Below are 18501 nucleotides of genomic sequence, written 5' to 3'. Positions count from 1 at the left end.
TAAACACCTAGCTTTCTTTTAAATTTTTAGCTTTTTGAATAATTTCAAACAGCTTATTGAATCCATCCATAGGTGTTAAATTTAAAATATCTATATCACAAATTTCATTAAAAAATTCACTTTTTTCTATGTCCTCAAAGCTAATTTGTACTATATCATTTTCATTTGTCTTCTTAATATGAGTTTCTTTTATTATATTATTATGATTTTTAATAGTTGGGCAATTTGTAGAATCCTTTAAAATTGTAGATTCATCTTTTTTAGTATCAGATATTGAGTCTTCTTTTAATGTTATTAAAATCTCTTTCGCTCTTTCTATAACATCATTTGGTAATCCAGCTAACTTTGCAACCTCTATACCATAAGATTCATCAGTTCCACCTTTTATTATCTTTCTTAAGAATACAACTTCATTATCTATTTTCTTTACAGCTATGGAATAATTTTTAACTCCAGGTATTTCTTTTTCTAATTTAATAAGTTCGTGATAGTGAGTTGCAAATAAGGTCTTACATTTTAAAGTATCCTCTTTGCTTATATGCTCTATAACCGCCCAAGCAATACTTAAACCATCGTGAGTACTTGTTCCTCTACCAACTTCATCTAATATAACTAGACTATTTTTAGTAGCATTTTTTAGTATATTTGCAACTTCCCACATCTCTACCATAAAGGTACTTTTTCCAGAGGCTAAGTCATCAGATGCCCCTATTCTTGTAAATATTCTATCACATATAGATATATTAGCATGTTTTGCAGGTACAAAACTTCCTAGTTGAGCCATTAAGGTAATTAAAGCAACTTGCCTCATAAAAGTAGATTTTCCTGCCATATTTGGACCTGTAATAAGCAACAACCTATTTTCTTCATTGTCAAGACAAGTATCATTCTCAACAAAAGAATTTCCTGTTAGAGTAATTTCAACTACTGGATGTCTTCCCTCTTTTATATCTATTATCCCATCTTCATTTATTATAGGTTTTACATAGTTATTTTCTTTTGCTACGGTAGCTAGTGAATTTAAACAATCAAGTTCAGATATTATAGTTGCTGTTGCCTTCATTCTTTCTATTTCTTTTTCTATACTGTCTCTTATATTTATAAATAAGTTATATTCCAATGAAGTTAACTTTTCCTCTGCACCAAGAACCTTAGCTTCCATTTCTTTAAGCTCTGGCGTTATGTAACGCTCTCCATTACTTAAAGTTTGCTTTCTTATATACCTATCTTCTGGTACTAAATTTAAATTACTCTTAGTTACTTCTATATAATATCCAAATACTTTATTGTATCCTACTTTTAAAGATTTTATTCCAGTAATATTCTTCTCTTCTTTTTCTAAATTAGCTATCCATTCCTTACCATGAGATCTGGCATATCTTAGGGTATCTATATCATCATCGTAACCATCTTTTATTATGTTACCATCTTTTAAGGTATTTGGAGCATCTTCTTTAATAGAGCTATCTAATAACATATATATATCATTTAATGTATCTAGCCTATTACATAAATCTTTAAGAACATTACTTTCAAACTCACTTAATATGTTTTTTATGCTTGGAAGCTTACATATGGAATTTTTAAGACCTATGAGTTCCTTTGCATTAACATTTTTAGAGCTTATCTTTCCAACCAATCTTTCAATATCATAAATTCCTGATAAAGCTTCTTTTAAATCTTCATGGGCAAATACATTGTTTATAAGCGCTTCTACTGCATTTTGCCTTTTTAATACTACTTCTTTATTAAGTAAAGGTTGTTCAACCCATTTTCTAAGTCTTCTAGCACCCATAGAGGTTGAAGTCTTATCTAAAACCCATAAAAGAGACCCTTTCTTATTTCTTTCCTTCATGCTTTCAGTAAGTTCTAAATTAGTTCTAGAATTATTATCTATTATTAAATAATCTACAATTTGATAATATTCAATAGAAGTAATATTAGATAAGAGAGTTTTTTGTGTGTGATTTATATATTTAAGTAAAACATTTATAGAAGACTTAAGAGTATCTTTAATATTCTCTTTTAGATTTTCAATCTTTTGTTTTATGTCTAATTCAAGAGCTTCTTCTAAATAGTCTTCATCATAGAAAGTTAAAGTAGCTGAAAATCTCTCCCTAATATTTTCTATTAAATCTTCTGCTCCGTCTTTTCTAAGAAGTATTTCGGAAGGTTTAAATTTTGAAATCTCATCCAATATTTGAGTGTGTGTTAAATTACCTAAGGTACAGTAAAATTCACCAGTAGAAATATCTGAGGAACTTATGCTTACTTCTCCTGTGTTTTTATTAAAATAAATACACATTAAGAAATTATTTTTACCTTCTTCAAGAAAAGATGTATCCGTATAGGTACCAGGAGTTACTATTCTTATTATATCCCTTTTGACTATACCTTTAGATTTAGAAGGATCCTCTACTTGCTCACATATAGCAACCTTATATCCCTTTGAAATAAGTCTACTTATGTAATTATTAGCTGCATGATATGGTATTCCACACATAGGGGCTCTTTCTTCTAATCCACAATCTCGCCCAGTTAAAACTAGTTCTAACTCTCTAGATGCTATTACTGCATCCTCAAAAAACATCTCATAAAAATCGCCTAGTCTAAAAAATAGAATGCAATCTTTACATCCTTCTTTTATAGACATGTATTGTGTCATCATAGGAGTTAATGCCAAGTTTATCTCCTCCTCTTAAATTACACTTCTTCTCCTAGAAGTGAAAATGATTTTGCTTCTGTTATTTTAACATTTACAAGTTTTCCTATATTACTTGAGTTTCCTGTAAAGTTTACTAATTTTGAAGTTCTAGTTCTACCCATGAGTTTAGTCTCATCATTTTTACTCAAACCTTCAACTAAAACTTCTACGACTTTGCCCTCATAAGCTTTATTTTTCTTTTCTGAGATTTCATTAACTACTTCAACTAATCTATCAAATCTTTCATGCTTAATTTTTTCCGAAACTTGTTCTTCATATTTTTCAGCTGGTGTACCCTTTCTCTTTGAATATAAGAAAGTAAATGCTGAATCATACCCTACAGTTTTAACAAGTTCTAGGGTATCGTTAAAATCTTCTTCAGTCTCACCTGGGAATCCTATTATAATATCTGTAGATAAAGATACATCAGGAATTTCTTTCTTAATATTTTCTACTAATTCCAAGTACTGTTCTTTAGTATAATGTCTATTCATTTTCTTTAACATAGAGCTTGAACCAGATTGCACTGGAAGATGTATATGCTCACATAATTTATCACATTCTGCTATAGCATGTATAACTTCATTTGATAGATCCTTAGGATGAGATGTCATAAATCTTATTCTTTCTAACCCTTCAATTTCATTTAATCTTCTTAGTAGTCCTGCAAAGTTAATATCGGGAACTAATCCTTTTCCGTAAGAATTTACATTTTGACCAAGTAAAGTGATTTCTTTATACCCTTGTGACACAAGTGATTTAATTTCTTTTTCTATTTCTTCAGGGCGTCTACTTCTTTCCCTTCCTCTTACATAAGGCACTATGCAATAAGTGCAAAAGTTGTTACATCCGTACATAATAGTAACAAAAGCTTTTATAGAACTTAATCTGTCTACTGGCATATCTTCAACTATATCTTTTTCCTTGTCCCAAACATCTATAATTGGTCTATCTCCCCCTAAAACTCTATTTAAATACTCAGAAAATTTATATGAATTATGAGTCCCTATTATAATATCTACAAATGGGAATCTTTTAGCTATTTCTTCTGCCATACCTTTTTGTTGAGTCATACACCCACATACAGCTATTATTAAATCTTTATTCTTTTCCTTTAATTTTTTTAACATACCTAAATGACCAAATACTTTTTGTTCAGCATTTTCTCTAACACAACATGTATTAAAAACGATCAAATCAGCATCTTCTCTATTATTAACATATTCATAATTTTTAAGCTTAAGCATTCCAGATATTTTCTCAGAATCCTCTTCATTCATTTGACATCCCCATGTTTCTATATAATACTTTAATTTTTTGCTCATTTATAGTCTCCTCTTCTACATAATAATACTTATTACTAATTCTTTATTATATATAAAAAAAGTATATTTTTAAAGTGTTTTTATAGCTTTAATCTTATTGAAGACAAACTTAGTATAGTTGAAAATAAATTATGTACTGATGTATAATAGATTCATTAATTTAAAGGAGATACATGTTAATATGAATTTTAATTTTTCAACTAGAATAGATAACATTAATACACATGAACTAGGAGACTTTTTAAAGCTAGCTGAAAAAAGTGATATTATATCTTTTGCTGGAGGATTTCCGGCATCAGAAATGTTTCCCATCAGCCAGCTTAAAGAAATAAGTATTAATATAATAGATAATTATTCAAATACAGCATTTCAGTATGGTGCCACAGAAGGGTATACTCCTTTAAGACATACTATATCACAAATTAAGATGCCAAAATTCGGTGTGAAATCCTCATTAAAAAATATAATGATAACCAGTGGAGCGCAGCAAGGACTAGATTTATCTGCAAAACTTTTTATAGATAAAGGTGATAATATAATTTGCGAAAGGCCTACCTATTTAGGAGCTCTTTCTGCATTTAAAGCATATGAACCAAATATATTAGAAGTGCCTATGGAAAGTGATGGTATGGATTTAAATCTTCTTGAAAATTTATTAAAAAAACATAAAAATATAAAGTTTATATATACTATACCAGATTTTCAAAATCCAACGGGTATTACAATGTCTAAGACAAAAAGAGAATATTTAGCATTCCTAGCATCTAAATATAAAGTACCTATAATTGAAGATAGTCCTTATTCCGAGCTTTCCTTTGAAGGAAGGATACTTCCAAGTATAAAAAGTTTTGATAAGAATGGCTATGTAATATATCTAGGCACATTTTCTAAAACACTATGTCCTGCATTTAGAATAGGTTGGGTTTGTGCAGAAGAAGATTTAATACAAAAATATATTCTTTGTAAGCAAGGAGCCGATCTTCAACCAAGTACTTTTAATCAGATAATAACCTATGAATACTTAAAAAAGTATGATTTAGACTCTCATATAAACAAATTAAGAGGAGTGTATAAAAATAGAGGAAATGTAATTTTAAATGCAATAGCTAATTATCTTCCATCTTATATTAGTACAACATATCCTGAAGGTGGTATATTTACCTGGATAGAGATACATAATAAATATACTTCAAAAGAATTCTTAAATAGGGCTTTGGATGTACAAGTAGCTTTTGTATTAGGAGATGCTTTTTTTGCAAACGGAAATGATAATAAACACTTGCGTGTAAATTTTTCCTCGGTAAATGAAGAAAAAATATTTGAAGGAATACAGAGGTTAGGAAAGAATTTGTAAGTAGCACTTGAAAGAAGTCATGCAAATGGTTTAAAATATAATAGAATTCTTTCAATTAAATGAATTTAATTTCAATTTTCTTGTTTTTTTATATAAAGTAGATAGGAATTGTGGGGGTAAAAAAATGAATTTGTCTAATAGGATTAAAGAAATGCAATTTTCACCGATTAGAAAGCTAATCCCGCTTGGTGATAATGCTAAAGATAGAGGTATTAAAGTATATCATTTAAATATTGGTCAACCAGATATAGACACTCCAAGAACATTTATAGAAGGGTTACGTAACTATGATGAAAAAGTTCTTAAATATGCAAACTCACAAGGACTTAGTGAACTTATTGATAGCTTCAGAAAATATTATAAAGAGTGGGATATAAATTTTGATAAGGATGATATAATTATAACAAATGGAGGTTCAGAAGCAATCACATTTGCTTTAATGGCTATTTGTGACCCAGAAGATGAAATAATAATTCCTGAACCTTTTTATACTAACTATAATAGCTTTTCAGCTATAGTAGATGCTAAAGTTGTCCCATTTCAAACTAAAGCTGAAGATGGATTTCATCTTCCGAAAAAAGAAGAGATTATAAGTAAAATTACCGATAAAACAAGAGCCATTATGATATCTAATCCGGGAAATCCTACAGGTGTTGTTTATACTAAAGAAGAAATTAGAATGCTTGGAGATATTGCAAAACAGTTTAATATCTACCTAATAGCCGATGAAGTTTATAGGGAATTTGTTTATGATAATTTAGAATATACATCTGCCCTATACCTAGAAGATGTATTAGACAGGGTAATTTTAATTGACTCTGTATCAAAACGCTACAGTGCTTGTGGTGCTAGAATAGGACTTCTAGCTTCTAAAAACAAAGAATTAATGAGTGGGGTTTTAAAACTTGCCCAATCAAGGCTTTGTGTTCCAACTATAGAACAATTAGCTTGTGCTAATCTAATTAATACACCTAAAAGCTATTTTAATGATGTATTAAAAGAATATGAAAAAAGAAGAAATATATTGTATGAAAAACTATCAATGATACCAGGAGTTATTTGTGAAAAACCTAATGGAGCTTTCTATGTTGTAGCAAAACTTCCTATTAAATCTGGAGAAGATTTTGCTAAATGGTTACTAACTGATTTTAATTATAATAATAAAACTGTAATGGTTGCCCCAGCAGAAGGATTCTATGCAACAGAAGGTTTAGGCAAAGATGAAATAAGAATTTCTTATTGTATAAATTCATCAGCTTTAGAAGAAGCTATGGATATTTTAGCAGTGGCTATCAAAGAATATACAAACCTTTAAAAATAAACCTTTTAATGCTTATTATTATGCGAACTATAGCTAATAGTAAACTAGCTATATAAAATAAAGGAGAGCTAAAAAGCAATTCCTAGATTACCTTCTTTAGCTCTCCATTTTTCCTATAAACCATGTACTTCTTTTTTTATAACATTTGAATCCAAAAGACTTATAAAGATTTATCGCTGTTCTATTAATATTGTGCACCTTTAATTTTAAAATTTTATCCTCTGAACAAATTTTAAAAGCGAGTTCTATAAGTTCATTTAAAAGAATTTTCCCATATCCTTTTCCTCTATACTCTGGTACTATTCCAAAATTCACAATGGTTAAATAGTCATCCTCTAAAATTAGTTGACCATATCCTATATAATTTCCATGTAATTTTAAAAATAGTGAAGCACCCTCTATATAATAGTCTTGTTTTTCATCTTCTAAAATATCATTAATGTTTATAGGAGTACGGTTTTCATTTCCAAATACAGCATTTTGTACATTGCAACGTATTTGTTCATGAATACCTTCCTCAAAATACTCTATTTCTACATTTGTATTTGCTTGATTGATTATATATTTTTTTAAAGCATCTAAATGTAATTCCATTTCTACAATACTTTTATGCTTTTTAAAATGTAACTTTGAAAGTAAATTTTCATTTAGTTCATTATCCTCACATTTATACATTGCACCAGAAGATTTGTTGAATATTTTCCATATATCAGATGCAATTATTTCTAGATTAATTTCAGATAAAGTGTAAAATTGATTTATAGTACATTTAATTTTTTTAAAGGAATTAACCCATATAAACCCTATAATTTCATTATCATATTTCAATACTTTAGCCTTCTTTCTCAAAAAGAAACGTTTAAATAAATTAGATCTACTATATATGTTTAAAAAATCTTTATTTAGAGCATTAAATTGCTTATTATAATTATTAAGTTGTTTCAGCTTTTCAATATTATCTTTCTTTATATTTTCCCATACTACCATATTTTTAATCCTCTATTTAATTATTTATATTTGTTAAGGAAATATATATATTCTTTATAAAATATGTCCTGTTTTTCTATAGATTCTAAAATTTTATCTAATTTTTTTCTATATTTAGTTTCGGTCCATTTTTTATGTTTTTTATATCTCTTTTTTCCAAGTTTCCAAAACTTATGAGGAAACATTATTAAAGAAAGCATTATTTCTAATTCTTCCTTACTTAAGGGATATACGGAGTTATATGACATTATAAGTTCTTTAGCCTTTTCAAAATTCCAATTGTAATATTTTTTGTCCATTAATCTCCTTATAAACCTACCTAAATCATTAATCCTTAAATCTATAATAATACGATTTAAGTCTATTAAAAAGTACGTATCATCCTTTTTTATTACATTTTGATAATAAAAACTTCTATGACATATTGGTTTTTGTTTCTTAGCATCTTTACTTAATCTATAATAACAGGATATATTTAAAAGATTAAGAGAATTCAATGACCTCTCAATAAAAGTATCTATATTCTCATAATATAAATAATCGAAATCATTTTTTAAAATTTTTTTATTTATAGTTAGTTTATAACTATTCATATCTTTTATGCACTTATTATATATTTCAGGCCAGTTCTTTAAACAATTTTTTAATTTATATCCCTTAGTATTTATTTGTTGTGAAGCAATATGAAATTTAGCTAAGAGTTTCACAGCATCCTTAGCTTCTTCTAAATCGCTAAAATCACATTCTCTTCCATCTATCCATTCAGTCATTAAGAATATATATCCCTTATGGGTAACATAAATTTCACGTTTTTTAGTAATTAAGTATCTTGGAGTATTTGTAAAACCATTACTAATTAGGTCTTCCGTAAGTTTATATGAGTTAATTATTTTCTTTTTACCACTTTTCATTCTTTTTAAACAATATATATTATCTAAAGTATCTATTATTTTATATGCACTTCTAACCTTATAGGCTTTTTTTAGATCTATAGAATACTTACTGCAAACATATGATATGTTATTTAATTCTTTTTCACTTATAATATCATTTAATAGATTATTATAATTATTCAAATATACCCTCCAAAATCATCGATACTAAATTATATTATAAATTAAGAAATATATTACTTATGTAACATATAAAAAACGCGAATAAATCGCGTTTTTTATATTAAATATCCATTAATTCTTTTGTACTTAAAGAAACTCTTCTTTTTTCTGAATCTACCTCAATAATTTTAGCCTTTATATTCTGTCCTATTTCTAATACATCTGTAGGTTTATCAATTCTAACATGGCTAATTTGAGATACATGTAATAATGCATCCATTCCAGGTTCCAATTCCACAAAGGCTCCAAAATCAGAAAATCTAACAACTTTACCTAGAACTATACTTCCAACAGGGTATTTTTCATCTGCACTGTCCCATGGATTGCTAGAAAGTTTTTTTAAGCTTAAGGAAAGTTTTTTATTTTCTTTATCAACATCTAATACATACACTTTAATTATTTCACCAATTTTAAGTTGTTTATTGATATCCTCAACTTTACCCCAAGATATTTGTGAAATGTGAAGCAAACCATCTATACCATTCACTTCTATAAATGCACCAAAACTATTAATTCTTCTAACAACACCCTCAACAATAGTATCTTTTTTTAAGTAATTCCAGCTTTCATCTTCCCTAGATTCTTTCTCTTTTTGTAATAAAACTTTTCTAGATACCACAATTTTAGTATTATGTCTTTCTCTATTAAATTCTATAACTATAACATCTAAATCTTTTCCTATAAATTCACCTAAGTTATCTACATATCCAACTTGTATTTGAGAGGCAGGTAAGAATACTTTTATACCTTTATAATTACCTACAAGGCCTCCCTTTACTTCTTCCTTTAGTCTTATATTTATCATTTGATTATAATCAAATGAATCCTTAAGATCTTTATAGCCTTCTTCTCTTTCAAATTCTATTCTAGATAAAACTACATTTCCATCAGAATTTCTTACCTGTATAACTTTGGCTTCTACCATATCACCTAGCTTAAACATATCTTCAATTTTAAAATGCTCATCACTAGTTATTTCATTTAAAGGTAATACTCCCTCTGATTTATAATTTAAGTTTATAAACACTTCTTTTGAATTTATAGAGATAACCTCTCCTTTTACCACTTTTCCAATATATATATCTGTTTCATTCTCTTTCATATATTCTAATTGTTCATTTGTTTCAGATTCTATATTATCCATGTTTTCCATTTTTCTTATTGCCTCCTCAATTATCCATTGTGGCGTTGAAGCTCCGGCAGTAACACCAATATTCTCAAAATATCTTAACTCTTCTGGAAGTTCACTGGCATTCTCAATATGGTAAGTATTTTTACAATTTTCTTTACATATCTCATATAACTTAGTAGTATTTGAACTATTTTTACCACCAATAACAACCATGGCATCTACAGTTTTAGATAATTTCATGGCTGAACTTTGTCGTACCTCTGTGGCATTACATATAGTATTAAATGCAATAACTTCTTTACACTTTTCGGTAACCACACATAAAACCTTTTGCCAGCTACTTTGTTTTTCTGTGGTCTGAGATACCAAGCAAACTTTCCCCTTTAAATCGTATAAATTACTACCGTCTTTTGTTATGATTGCATCATCATTACAACTTCCATTTATACCTATAACTTCAGGATGATTTTCATCCCCAAGAATTATTATTTTATAACCTTCATCATAGTATTTAGCAACCTTTTTATGAATATTTGTAACATAAGGACATGTGGCATCTATAACATCAAATCCTCTATTAATTAATTCTGATTTTACAGAAGGCTTAACCCCATGAGATCTTATAATAATAGTATCCCCATTTTTCAATGTATCTATTTCATTAAAATCAACTGCTTCTATATTATTATCTTTTAATTTGTTAACTACATCATTGTTATGAATTAAAGGTCCTAAAGTAAATATACTTTTATTAACTTCATTTTTAGAATTTATAGCTGTATCTACTGCTCTTTTAACTCCAAAACAAAACCCGGCACTATCAGCTAATTTTATATTCTTCATCATTTGTCCTCCATTATAATAGGATTTATATAACCTATCATAGAATCTACTACTTCTTTTATTGTCTTACCAGTAGAATCTACAAGTATAGCATCATCTGCCCTTTTTAACGGATCTACTTTTCTCGTAGAGTCGTACTCATCTCTCTTAATTATATCATTTAATATGGAATTGAATTCTACATCCATGTTTTTATTTCTTAGTTCATTATACCTTCTAGTAGCTCTCTCTTCTGGTGAAGCTGTAAGAAAGAACTTAAAAGCAGCATCTTTAAGAACTACTGTACATATATCTCTACCATCCATTACAACATCATGTTTCAAGGCTATCTTTTGTTGTAATAATACAAGTTTCTGCCTCACTAATTTATTTGCAGCATATTTAGAAACATTATTGCTTATATATGGAGTAGTAATTTGGTCTTGTACATCTATTCCATTTAAAATTAAATTATCACCTTGAAAATACATATCACTTTTATCGATAAGTTCTTCCAGGTCTTTATTCATTGTTTCATCTATATTATTTTTAAGTGCAAGATATGCAACCGCCCTATACATAGCACCTGTATTTATATACATTAAATTTAGTTCTTTTGCAAGAAGTTTAGCAATAGTGCTTTTGCCTGCTCCCGCTGGTCCATCTATTGCAATGTTATATCTCAATTATTTCACGCCTTTCATTTTAATATATAATTATATTATATATAATAATAAAAATCTGTCTTAATAACAAGTATTAAATACTTATACCAGCTATGTATCCTGTAGAGAAAGCTATTTGAAGATTGTATCCTCCTGTAAATGCATGAAGATCTATAATTTCACCTGCAAAAGAAAGGTTAGATATTATCTTAGATTTCATAGTAGATGAATCAATTTCTTTTGTATTTATTCCACCTGATGTTATTATTGCTTCTGCAATTGGTCTATATTTTTTTATATTAAGTTCCATACTAGTTAAAAGTTCTACTATTCTTCTTCTTTCTTCCTTTGTTATTAAATTAACCTTTTTATTTGGATCTATTCCAGATAACTCAATTATAGTATCTATAAGTTTACTTGGTAAGAGATCATTTAAAGAGTTTTTAAAATCTTTATTTATATATTTTTTAAAGTCTTTTTGTATTCTCTTATCTAACTCATTTAATCCTAAAGCTGGTTTAAAATTAACAAAGACACTCAACCCATCTTTTGTTGCTTCTTCGGAAATTTTAGCACTAGCACTTAATATTAAAGGTCCAGAAATACCATAATGAGTAAAAAGCATTTCTCCAAAATCTTTAAAAATTATTTTGTTCTTATGCTTAAAAGTAACCTCTACATTTTTAAGAGAAAGTCCTTGAAGTTCCTTAACAAAAGACTCTTTAGTTTCCATTGGAACTAAAGCAGGTTGAATATTTTTAATGCTATGTCCTAGCTTTTGTGAAAATTTATATCCCTCTCCGTTAGATCCTGTTTGAGGATATGATGCGCCTCCTGTACATAAAATAAAGTAATCTCCTTCTAATTTTGATCCATCTTGAAATTCTATATAATTAATTTTCTTATCAGTATATGCAATATTAGAAACTTTTTTATTCAATAATACCGTTACGTTTGATTGTTCTAATTTACATTCTAAAGCTTTTATAATATCTGAAGATTTATCACTTTGTGGGAAAACTCTGTCTCCCCTTTCAACTTTTAATTTAACACCAGCATTTTCAAAAAAATTCTTTGTATCCTCATTGGTAAAAGTATAGAAAGAACTATATAAAAAATGAGAATTTCTTGGAACTTGATCAAAAAATTCAGAGATATCCTTATTGTTAGTTACATTACATCTTCCTTTACCAGTAATAAAAAGTTTTTTACCTAGTTTTTCATTTTTTTCTATTAAAATCACAGAATGATTTTTACTCGCAGCTATGGCAGCCATTATCCCAGCTGGCCCACCACCTATTATTATAATCTTGCTCAATATAAAACACCCACCTTATAAGGTAAAATTCATATAGGTATAGTATATTTGTATTTAAAATATTTGTCTAGCTTCTATAACGTTTAATAGGCATACCAGGAATTTATATTTGACATTAAAAAGCTTTTTTATTATAATTGTCTTCATTAGAATTAAATGAATTATTAGAAATTTCACAATACTAACTGGGGGTGCAACAAATGATTCTAAAATTAGACATGCTTCAAACTATGACTTTAGCAATTTTAGTGTATTATCTAGGAAACTTAATAAAAAACAGAGTGAAAATCCTAGACAAGTTCTGCATACCTTCTCCCGTTATAGGAGGATTAATCTTTGCAATATTAAATTTAATTTTAAAGGAATCTAATTTACTTGAAATTTCTTTAGACACAACCCTTCAAAAACCTTTTATGATGGTGTTTTTTACCACCATAGGCTTAACTGCTAGTGTGAAACTAATAAAAAAAGGTGGAAAGCATGTAATAGCCTTCTTTTTTGTATCTCTTATGCTAATATTTTCACAAGACCTCATTGGTATAGGAATCGCTAAGTTAATGAATGCCAATCCACTCTTAGGACTTATATGTGGCTCTGTTACAATGGTCGGCGGGCATGGAACAGGTGCAGCTTTTGGTGCTTTATTTGAAAAAAGTTATAACTTTGCTGGAGCTACAACAGCAGCTATGGCTGCAGCAACTTTCGGACTTATTACTGGAAGTCTACTAGGTGGCCCTGTAGGTAGAAAACTTATAGTAAAAAATAACCTAGAACATTCAATACATGAAATTGAACTTATACATGAAAATAAAGAAGAATCTCTATCATATGAAGGGATATTTAAAACATTATTTATTATAATGATATCCATAAGTATAGGATCAATATTAGAACATTATTTATCTAAACTAGGGTTAACTTTCCCATCATACATAACAACTATGGTAATTGCATCTCTTATTTTAAATGTAGGTGAATCCACAAATAAGTTGGAAATCAACGAAAAATGTGCAGATCTATTAGGTAGAATTGGTCTTAATATATTTTTATCCATGGCCTTAATAAATTTAAAGTTATGGGAACTAAGCCAACTAGCTCTTCCATTAATAGTTATATTAGTAGCTCAAGCTATTATAATGTTTGTATTTGCATACTTTATAGCTTTTAGATTATGTGGAAGAGATTATGATGCAGCAGTAATATCATCAGGCTTCTGTGGTTTTGGAATGGGTGCTACACCTAATGGTATGGCTAATATGGAAGCATTAGTTGAGAAGTTTGGTCCTGCTCCAAGAGCATTCTTTGTTCTTCCCATAGTTGGTGCATTTTTTATTGACTTTGCTAATTCTGTAGTTATAACACTAATATTAAACTTCTTTAAATAATAAAAATAGAGTGTGAAAAGTAAGTTCAAACTTGCTTTTTAACACTCTATTTTTTAATAACTTAATCTTTTTATAATGTTTATTTTTTAACTTTATATATATTCTAAAAATTCTTTCTCAATTTCTAAAAAATTTTCAATATCATTTAAAAATTGAAATAATATAGCTCTATTTTCAAACTCTTCTCGTGTAACGGGCAACTTCTTTTTTCTAAAAAACTTTTTTAACTCTTCTAATTCCAACAAAAGTTCTTCAGTACTTATATTCTCATCTATTGAATGTGAAACCCTTTCTGTAAATTCAGCAACTATACAAGTTTCCTCAAAGGTCATTGAAAGCTTTAAAAAATGTTTTCTCATATATTTTAGTATTTGAAACTGAATATTTCTCATTTCAAAGTACATAATATATGGACTTTCATTTTGGAATAAATAATTATTAAAATGCGTATAAGCCCTATTATGTGCTTTATTTAATCGTTCTTCTAGATTATTAAATAAACTTTCTTCATAAATAGAAACATATTGGTTTCTTAAAGTGATGGCCATTTGAAGGAATATTTCTTTCATATTATTTTCAATATATTTCTCATCTTCTTTAAGTTGGGCTTCTATATTAGGCATATATAAATTAAAAATTATAGCTATTCCAGCTCCAACAAACATTAATAAAAGTTCGTTTTTAATCCAAAATACACTTACTGATTTTTGAGATAAAATATGAGTTACCAATACAGAACTTACGACAATTCCTTCCGAAATTCTTAATCTTACGGCTAGTGGTATAAAAATTAAAAGATATATACCAAAAACTATAGCTTTAAATCCTAAAACCATAAATAAAATACAGGAAATAAGTAGTGCTAATATAGTAGACATAAACCTTTTAAATGCAAATTCTATAGACTGTTTCTTTGTATTATGTAAGCTTAAAATAGTTATTATACCTGCTGAAACAGCGAATTTCAGACCTAACTTTTCTGCTATGATCATAGCTAAAGTAGCTCCTATAGCAGTTTTTAAAGTTCTAAATCCGATAAATCTCAAATAAATCTCCCCTTTTATATTTAATAAAAAATGTCGATGATTCTAAGTCATCGACAAAAGAGTTTGTTTAAATTATATCATAAATGAACTTAATAAAAAATAAAAAGAACCAATCTTAAGATTAGTTCTTTTAAAACCAATTACGCAATGACTCCTAGGGGACTCGAACCCCTGTTACCACCGTGAGAGGGTGGTGTCTTAACCACTTGACCAAGGAGCCTTATTGTTTTCAACATTAATTATTATAAAACTATTTCTAAATAGTGTCCAATAGCTAATATGCATAGAACTATTAACATTTATTTGTATAATATATACATGAATGTTGTATTTTATACACCACCAATTAAAATTTAATTGATGGTGCATAAATCTAAAGACTTACAAAACTAAAATTGTAGGTCTTTAGATTTATCTTTATAAAATATAACATATGTTATATTTTAACCCTTGGACATTTCATAATTGCCTTTATTATTAAATTCTTCTTTATAAGCTTTCTCTGCATAGGGTTTAAAGTCATTAGAAAGCTTATCTAATTTGTTCATAAATTCTTTGTCTGTAACCATTAATTCAGCACTAGGATGAGTGGCTTTAGCACCAGTATCTTTGACTATTTTTCTTAACTCTTTTGGATTATCTATCATAGGACAAGGCATCAATAAATTTTGATTATATGGTTGTCTTTTTCTCAACTCTTTAAAGTAAAGCGATTTAAAAGCTTCTACTAATGATTTATTAAGAATATTGTCTGTAGCAAAGTGAGAAAAAATACAAGGTTCTAAATCTCCTTTAGAATTTATATGACAATAATATTTTCCAGCAATGCAACCACCTACATACGGTGCATCATTAAAAAAGTCTATAGCAAAAATTTTTTTACTTGTTCTAATCTTTCTAGTGGTTTCGCCTAATTTTAGACGTTGTTCAGGTGTAAGCATGTAATCCATTTCTTCCTTTGGATTATTTCCAACCGGCATAAACATAAAATACCAGATCATTCTAGCACCTTTATCTATTATCATATCTATAAATTTATGGGAGGTTACAGTGTCTATATTATATTTTCCAGTTGCAGTGGAAACACCAAAAGGAACTCCTTTTTCCTTTAATAAATCCATACCTTTCATTACGGAATCAAATACACCTTTAGACCTACGTTTGTCTGTATCCTCTTTGAAACCTTCTAAAGAAAACATAGGCATTACATTACCTAAAGAAGTTAATTTTTCTACTAGTTCTACATCAAACAAAGTTCCATTTGTAAAAGGTGTAAAATATACATCCTTATATTTCTCATATATTTTTAACATATACTTATTAAAAAAAGGCTCTCCTCCAAGAATAATAATATAATATATACCCAAACTACGAGCTTCTTCAATAAGTCTATCTACTTCTTTATAAGGTAAATCATCATCTTTACTATAATTACCCGCATAACAACCTTCGCAACTTAGATTACATCTCATAGATGGACTTATTAAAATAGTAAAAGGTATTTTTGTGTCATGTCTCTCCCCTTCCCTTTCCCTTTTAGGAACTCCATACCATATGGCATTTGAAACAAAGTTTGAAAAAAATTTCTTTAATGCAATACTATTTGTATTTTTTAAAATATCTTCAACATATTCTTTAACTGAAGGTACTTCTTTATAATATTGTTCTATTTTTTCTATACCATCTCTATTAAGGTCATCTTTTATACCCTTCCTTATAACTGTAAATAACCGTTCAACATTTTTTTCAGGATTTTTCTCAAGTAAACTTAAACCGGTTTTAACTATAGCATCCTTTGTACCTTTTTTCATAAGATCTTTAAAGCCCATAAAATTGCCCCCTTATAGAAAGACTTTAGAAGAAAATTTAAGTTAATATTATATATTTATTTTATATTTTAATGATTATGCGTAAATTTTATGGTTTTTTATTATATAAGTAGGGGAATATTATAATTAGTTAACAAAACAATTGATTTTTTAATTGATAAATGTTATTATTTAATAGTAAATTTAAAAGACGTTTTTTTAATTAACTTTTACCTAGGAGGAATTACAATGAAAGAAATTTTCTTTTGTGAAAATAATGTTAGCAAAGGTTTAGAAACTATTATAGAAAAATTACAAGTAGAATTTAGTGATTTAACAATATATCAAGAACCCTGCCTTGGATATTGTGGAGAATGTATGGCAACTTTTTATGCTATGATGGATTCTGACATGATAACTGGAGAAACTCCAGAAGAGTTATATGAAAATATAAAGTCAAGATTACAATAAAATTTAAATAAAAAAGAGTTGCATTAAATGCAGCTCTTTATAACTATATAAAATAATTATTATCTTATATACTTATATAGTTTTTCTATTTTATTTTGAAGTTCTTTAACACTTATAAATCTAGCCTCTCTTATGGACTCTTTTCCTTTAATAAATATAATTATACAAGGAAGCGTAAACACACTGTATTTACCTGTTATTAATAATAGTTTTTCAATTTCAACTTCCCTAGCATTAATCTTTGGGAAAGACATTAATAAGGACTCTATCTTAGATAATAACTCAATACAAACATTACAATCTTGGGATGAAAAATATAGGAGAGCAATCTTATTTTCTTCTATAAAGTTTTCTATTTCTCCTATTGATTTTAACTTAATCATAAATTCCCCCTATAATATTCCTAAGTGAATTAGATATACTTTATTACCAATCATTCCATCCATCTAATCCATGTTTAGCACCCATATAGAAAAATTCACTATGTCCACATCTATGACAAACATATACCTTAAATATTAATTGCTCCTCTACATCGAAAATTTTTCCTAAAAAACCCCTATTATTATCTTGAGAGTCAAATCTGTATTCCTTTAAATACTCCATTTTCCCGTTACATCTTAAACAATTAAGCTCACTCATATGCTCACCACCTTAGTACAAAATGATATTGCTTTAATTATAATAATATATTATATTTTAAAATATGTATATATCTTGTATAATTGTTTTCATACAAAATATAATATATAATATCTTAGGTGATAAAAATGTGTTATGTTTATATATTAAAATGTGCTGATAATACTCTATATACAGGATGGACAAACAATTTAGACAAGAGAATAAGTAGCCATTCTAATGGTAAGGGTGCGAAATATACAAGAGCTAGACTTCCAGTAGACCTTGTATATTTTGAGAAGTATGAGGATAAAGTATCTGCACTAAAAAGAGAGTATCAAATTAAACAAATGAATAGGAAAGAAAAGTTGAAATTAATCTCTAGTTCTAACTTATTAGTAAATACGTAGAATCTTGTATTTATATT

Annotated in this window: 16 protein-coding genes and 1 tRNA gene; 5 read left to right on the top strand and 12 right to left on the bottom strand. The window is 27.9% G+C overall.

Features of this window, described 5'->3' with window-relative positions; genetic code table 11:
- Positions 1 to 7 precede the first annotated feature (7 nt).
- Both mutS and miaB read right to left on the bottom strand, forming a co-directional pair.
- On the bottom strand, positions 8 to 2683 hold the full coding sequence (gene mutS / locus FGL08_RS06675) for a DNA mismatch repair protein MutS (protein WP_138210042.1): 2676 nt from the start codon (positions 2681 to 2683) through the stop codon (positions 8 to 10).
- A 20-nt stretch (positions 2684 to 2703) separates the two neighbouring features.
- Positions 2704 to 4029, bottom strand: a complete 1326-nt coding sequence (gene miaB / locus FGL08_RS06670; RefSeq protein WP_138210041.1) for a tRNA (N6-isopentenyl adenosine(37)-C2)-methylthiotransferase MiaB — start codon at positions 4027 to 4029, stop codon at positions 2704 to 2706.
- Positions 4030 to 4210: 181 nt separating this feature from the next.
- Here miaB and FGL08_RS06665 point away from each other — a divergent pair, with 181 nt between their 5' ends.
- Together FGL08_RS06665 and FGL08_RS06660 are read left to right on the top strand one after the other, a co-directional pair.
- Entirely contained in the window at positions 4211 to 5383 is a 1173-nt protein-coding gene (locus FGL08_RS06665; protein WP_138210040.1) for an aminotransferase-like domain-containing protein, read from the top strand.
- Positions 5384 to 5507: 124 nt separating this feature from the next.
- On the top strand, positions 5508 to 6698 hold the full coding sequence (locus FGL08_RS06660) for a pyridoxal phosphate-dependent aminotransferase (RefSeq protein ID WP_138210039.1): 1191 nt from the start codon (positions 5508 to 5510) through the stop codon (positions 6696 to 6698).
- A gap of 102 nt (positions 6699 to 6800) precedes the next feature.
- Here FGL08_RS06660 and FGL08_RS06655 read toward each other — a convergent pair whose 3' ends face one another.
- The 5 genes from FGL08_RS06655 to FGL08_RS06635 all read right to left on the bottom strand — a co-directional run bounded on the left by FGL08_RS06655 (position 6801) and on the right by FGL08_RS06635 (position 12743).
- Positions 6801 to 7691: a GNAT family N-acetyltransferase gene (locus FGL08_RS06655; protein ID WP_138210038.1), complete on the bottom strand. Its 891-nt coding sequence runs from the start codon at positions 7689 to 7691 to the stop codon at positions 6801 to 6803.
- Positions 7692 to 7711: 20 nt separating this feature from the next.
- Entirely contained in the window at positions 7712 to 8767 is a 1056-nt protein-coding gene (locus FGL08_RS06650; RefSeq protein ID WP_171011999.1) for a CotS family spore coat protein, read from the bottom strand.
- Between the two features lie 100 nt (positions 8768 to 8867).
- Positions 8868 to 10781 (bottom strand): bifunctional 4-hydroxy-3-methylbut-2-enyl diphosphate reductase/30S ribosomal protein S1, encoded by a 1914-nt coding sequence (locus tag FGL08_RS06645; protein ID WP_138210037.1) that lies wholly within the window; start codon positions 10779 to 10781, stop codon positions 8868 to 8870.
- Complete coding sequence (gene cmk / locus FGL08_RS06640; RefSeq protein ID WP_138210036.1) at positions 10781 to 11446, bottom strand: (d)CMP kinase; 666 nt, start codon at positions 11444 to 11446, stop codon at positions 10781 to 10783. Before cmk ends, FGL08_RS06645 begins: the two co-directional genes overlap by 1 nt.
- A 73-nt stretch (positions 11447 to 11519) precedes the next feature.
- Entirely contained in the window at positions 11520 to 12743 is a 1224-nt protein-coding gene (locus tag FGL08_RS06635; protein WP_138210035.1) for a BaiN/RdsA family NAD(P)/FAD-dependent oxidoreductase, read from the bottom strand.
- A gap of 200 nt (positions 12744 to 12943) precedes the next feature.
- On the opposite strand from FGL08_RS06635, the gene gltS reads away from it, so the two are divergent.
- On the top strand, positions 12944 to 14128 hold the full coding sequence (gene gltS, locus FGL08_RS06630) for a sodium/glutamate symporter (protein ID WP_138210034.1): 1185 nt from the start codon (positions 12944 to 12946) through the stop codon (positions 14126 to 14128).
- A 92-nt stretch (positions 14129 to 14220) separates the two neighbouring features.
- Here the strand turns inward: gltS and FGL08_RS06625 are convergent, their stop codons facing one another.
- The 3 genes from FGL08_RS06625 to FGL08_RS06615 form a co-directional block, all read right to left on the bottom strand.
- Positions 14221 to 15174, bottom strand: a complete 954-nt coding sequence (locus FGL08_RS06625; protein ID WP_138210033.1) for an aromatic acid exporter family protein — start codon at positions 15172 to 15174, stop codon at positions 14221 to 14223.
- A 148-nt stretch (positions 15175 to 15322) separates the two neighbouring features.
- Positions 15323 to 15394 (bottom strand) — tRNA-Glu (locus tag FGL08_RS06620).
- Positions 15395 to 15617: 223 nt separating this feature from the next.
- Positions 15618 to 17003, bottom strand: a complete 1386-nt coding sequence (locus FGL08_RS06615; protein ID WP_138210032.1) for a radical SAM/SPASM domain-containing protein — start codon at positions 17001 to 17003, stop codon at positions 15618 to 15620.
- A gap of 228 nt (positions 17004 to 17231) precedes the next feature.
- Between FGL08_RS06615 and FGL08_RS06610 the strand changes: the two genes are divergently transcribed.
- Positions 17232 to 17453, top strand: coding sequence for a YuzB family protein (locus tag FGL08_RS06610; protein ID WP_138210031.1), 222 nt, complete (start codon positions 17232 to 17234; stop codon positions 17451 to 17453).
- A gap of 59 nt (positions 17454 to 17512) precedes the next feature.
- Here the strand turns inward: FGL08_RS06610 and FGL08_RS06605 are convergent, their stop codons facing one another.
- Positions 17513 to 17836 (bottom strand): thioredoxin family protein, encoded by a 324-nt coding sequence (locus FGL08_RS06605; protein ID WP_138210030.1) that lies wholly within the window; start codon positions 17834 to 17836, stop codon positions 17513 to 17515.
- 43 nt (positions 17837 to 17879) lie between these two features.
- Positions 17880 to 18095, bottom strand: a complete 216-nt coding sequence (locus FGL08_RS06600; RefSeq protein WP_138210029.1) for a zinc ribbon domain-containing protein — start codon at positions 18093 to 18095, stop codon at positions 17880 to 17882.
- A 128-nt stretch (positions 18096 to 18223) separates the two neighbouring features.
- Here FGL08_RS06600 and FGL08_RS06595 point away from each other — a divergent pair, with 128 nt between their 5' ends.
- Positions 18224 to 18484, top strand: coding sequence for a GIY-YIG nuclease family protein (locus FGL08_RS06595; protein ID WP_138210028.1), 261 nt, complete (start codon positions 18224 to 18226; stop codon positions 18482 to 18484).
- The last annotated feature ends 17 nt before the right edge of the window (positions 18485 to 18501 follow it).

Origin of the sequence: Hathewaya histolytica, assembly GCF_901482605.1 — a bacterium.
In the GTDB taxonomy this organism is placed as follows: Bacteria; Bacillota; Clostridia; order Clostridiales; family Clostridiaceae; genus Hathewaya; species Hathewaya histolytica.
This window is presented reverse-complemented; position numbering and strand designations above follow the sequence as displayed.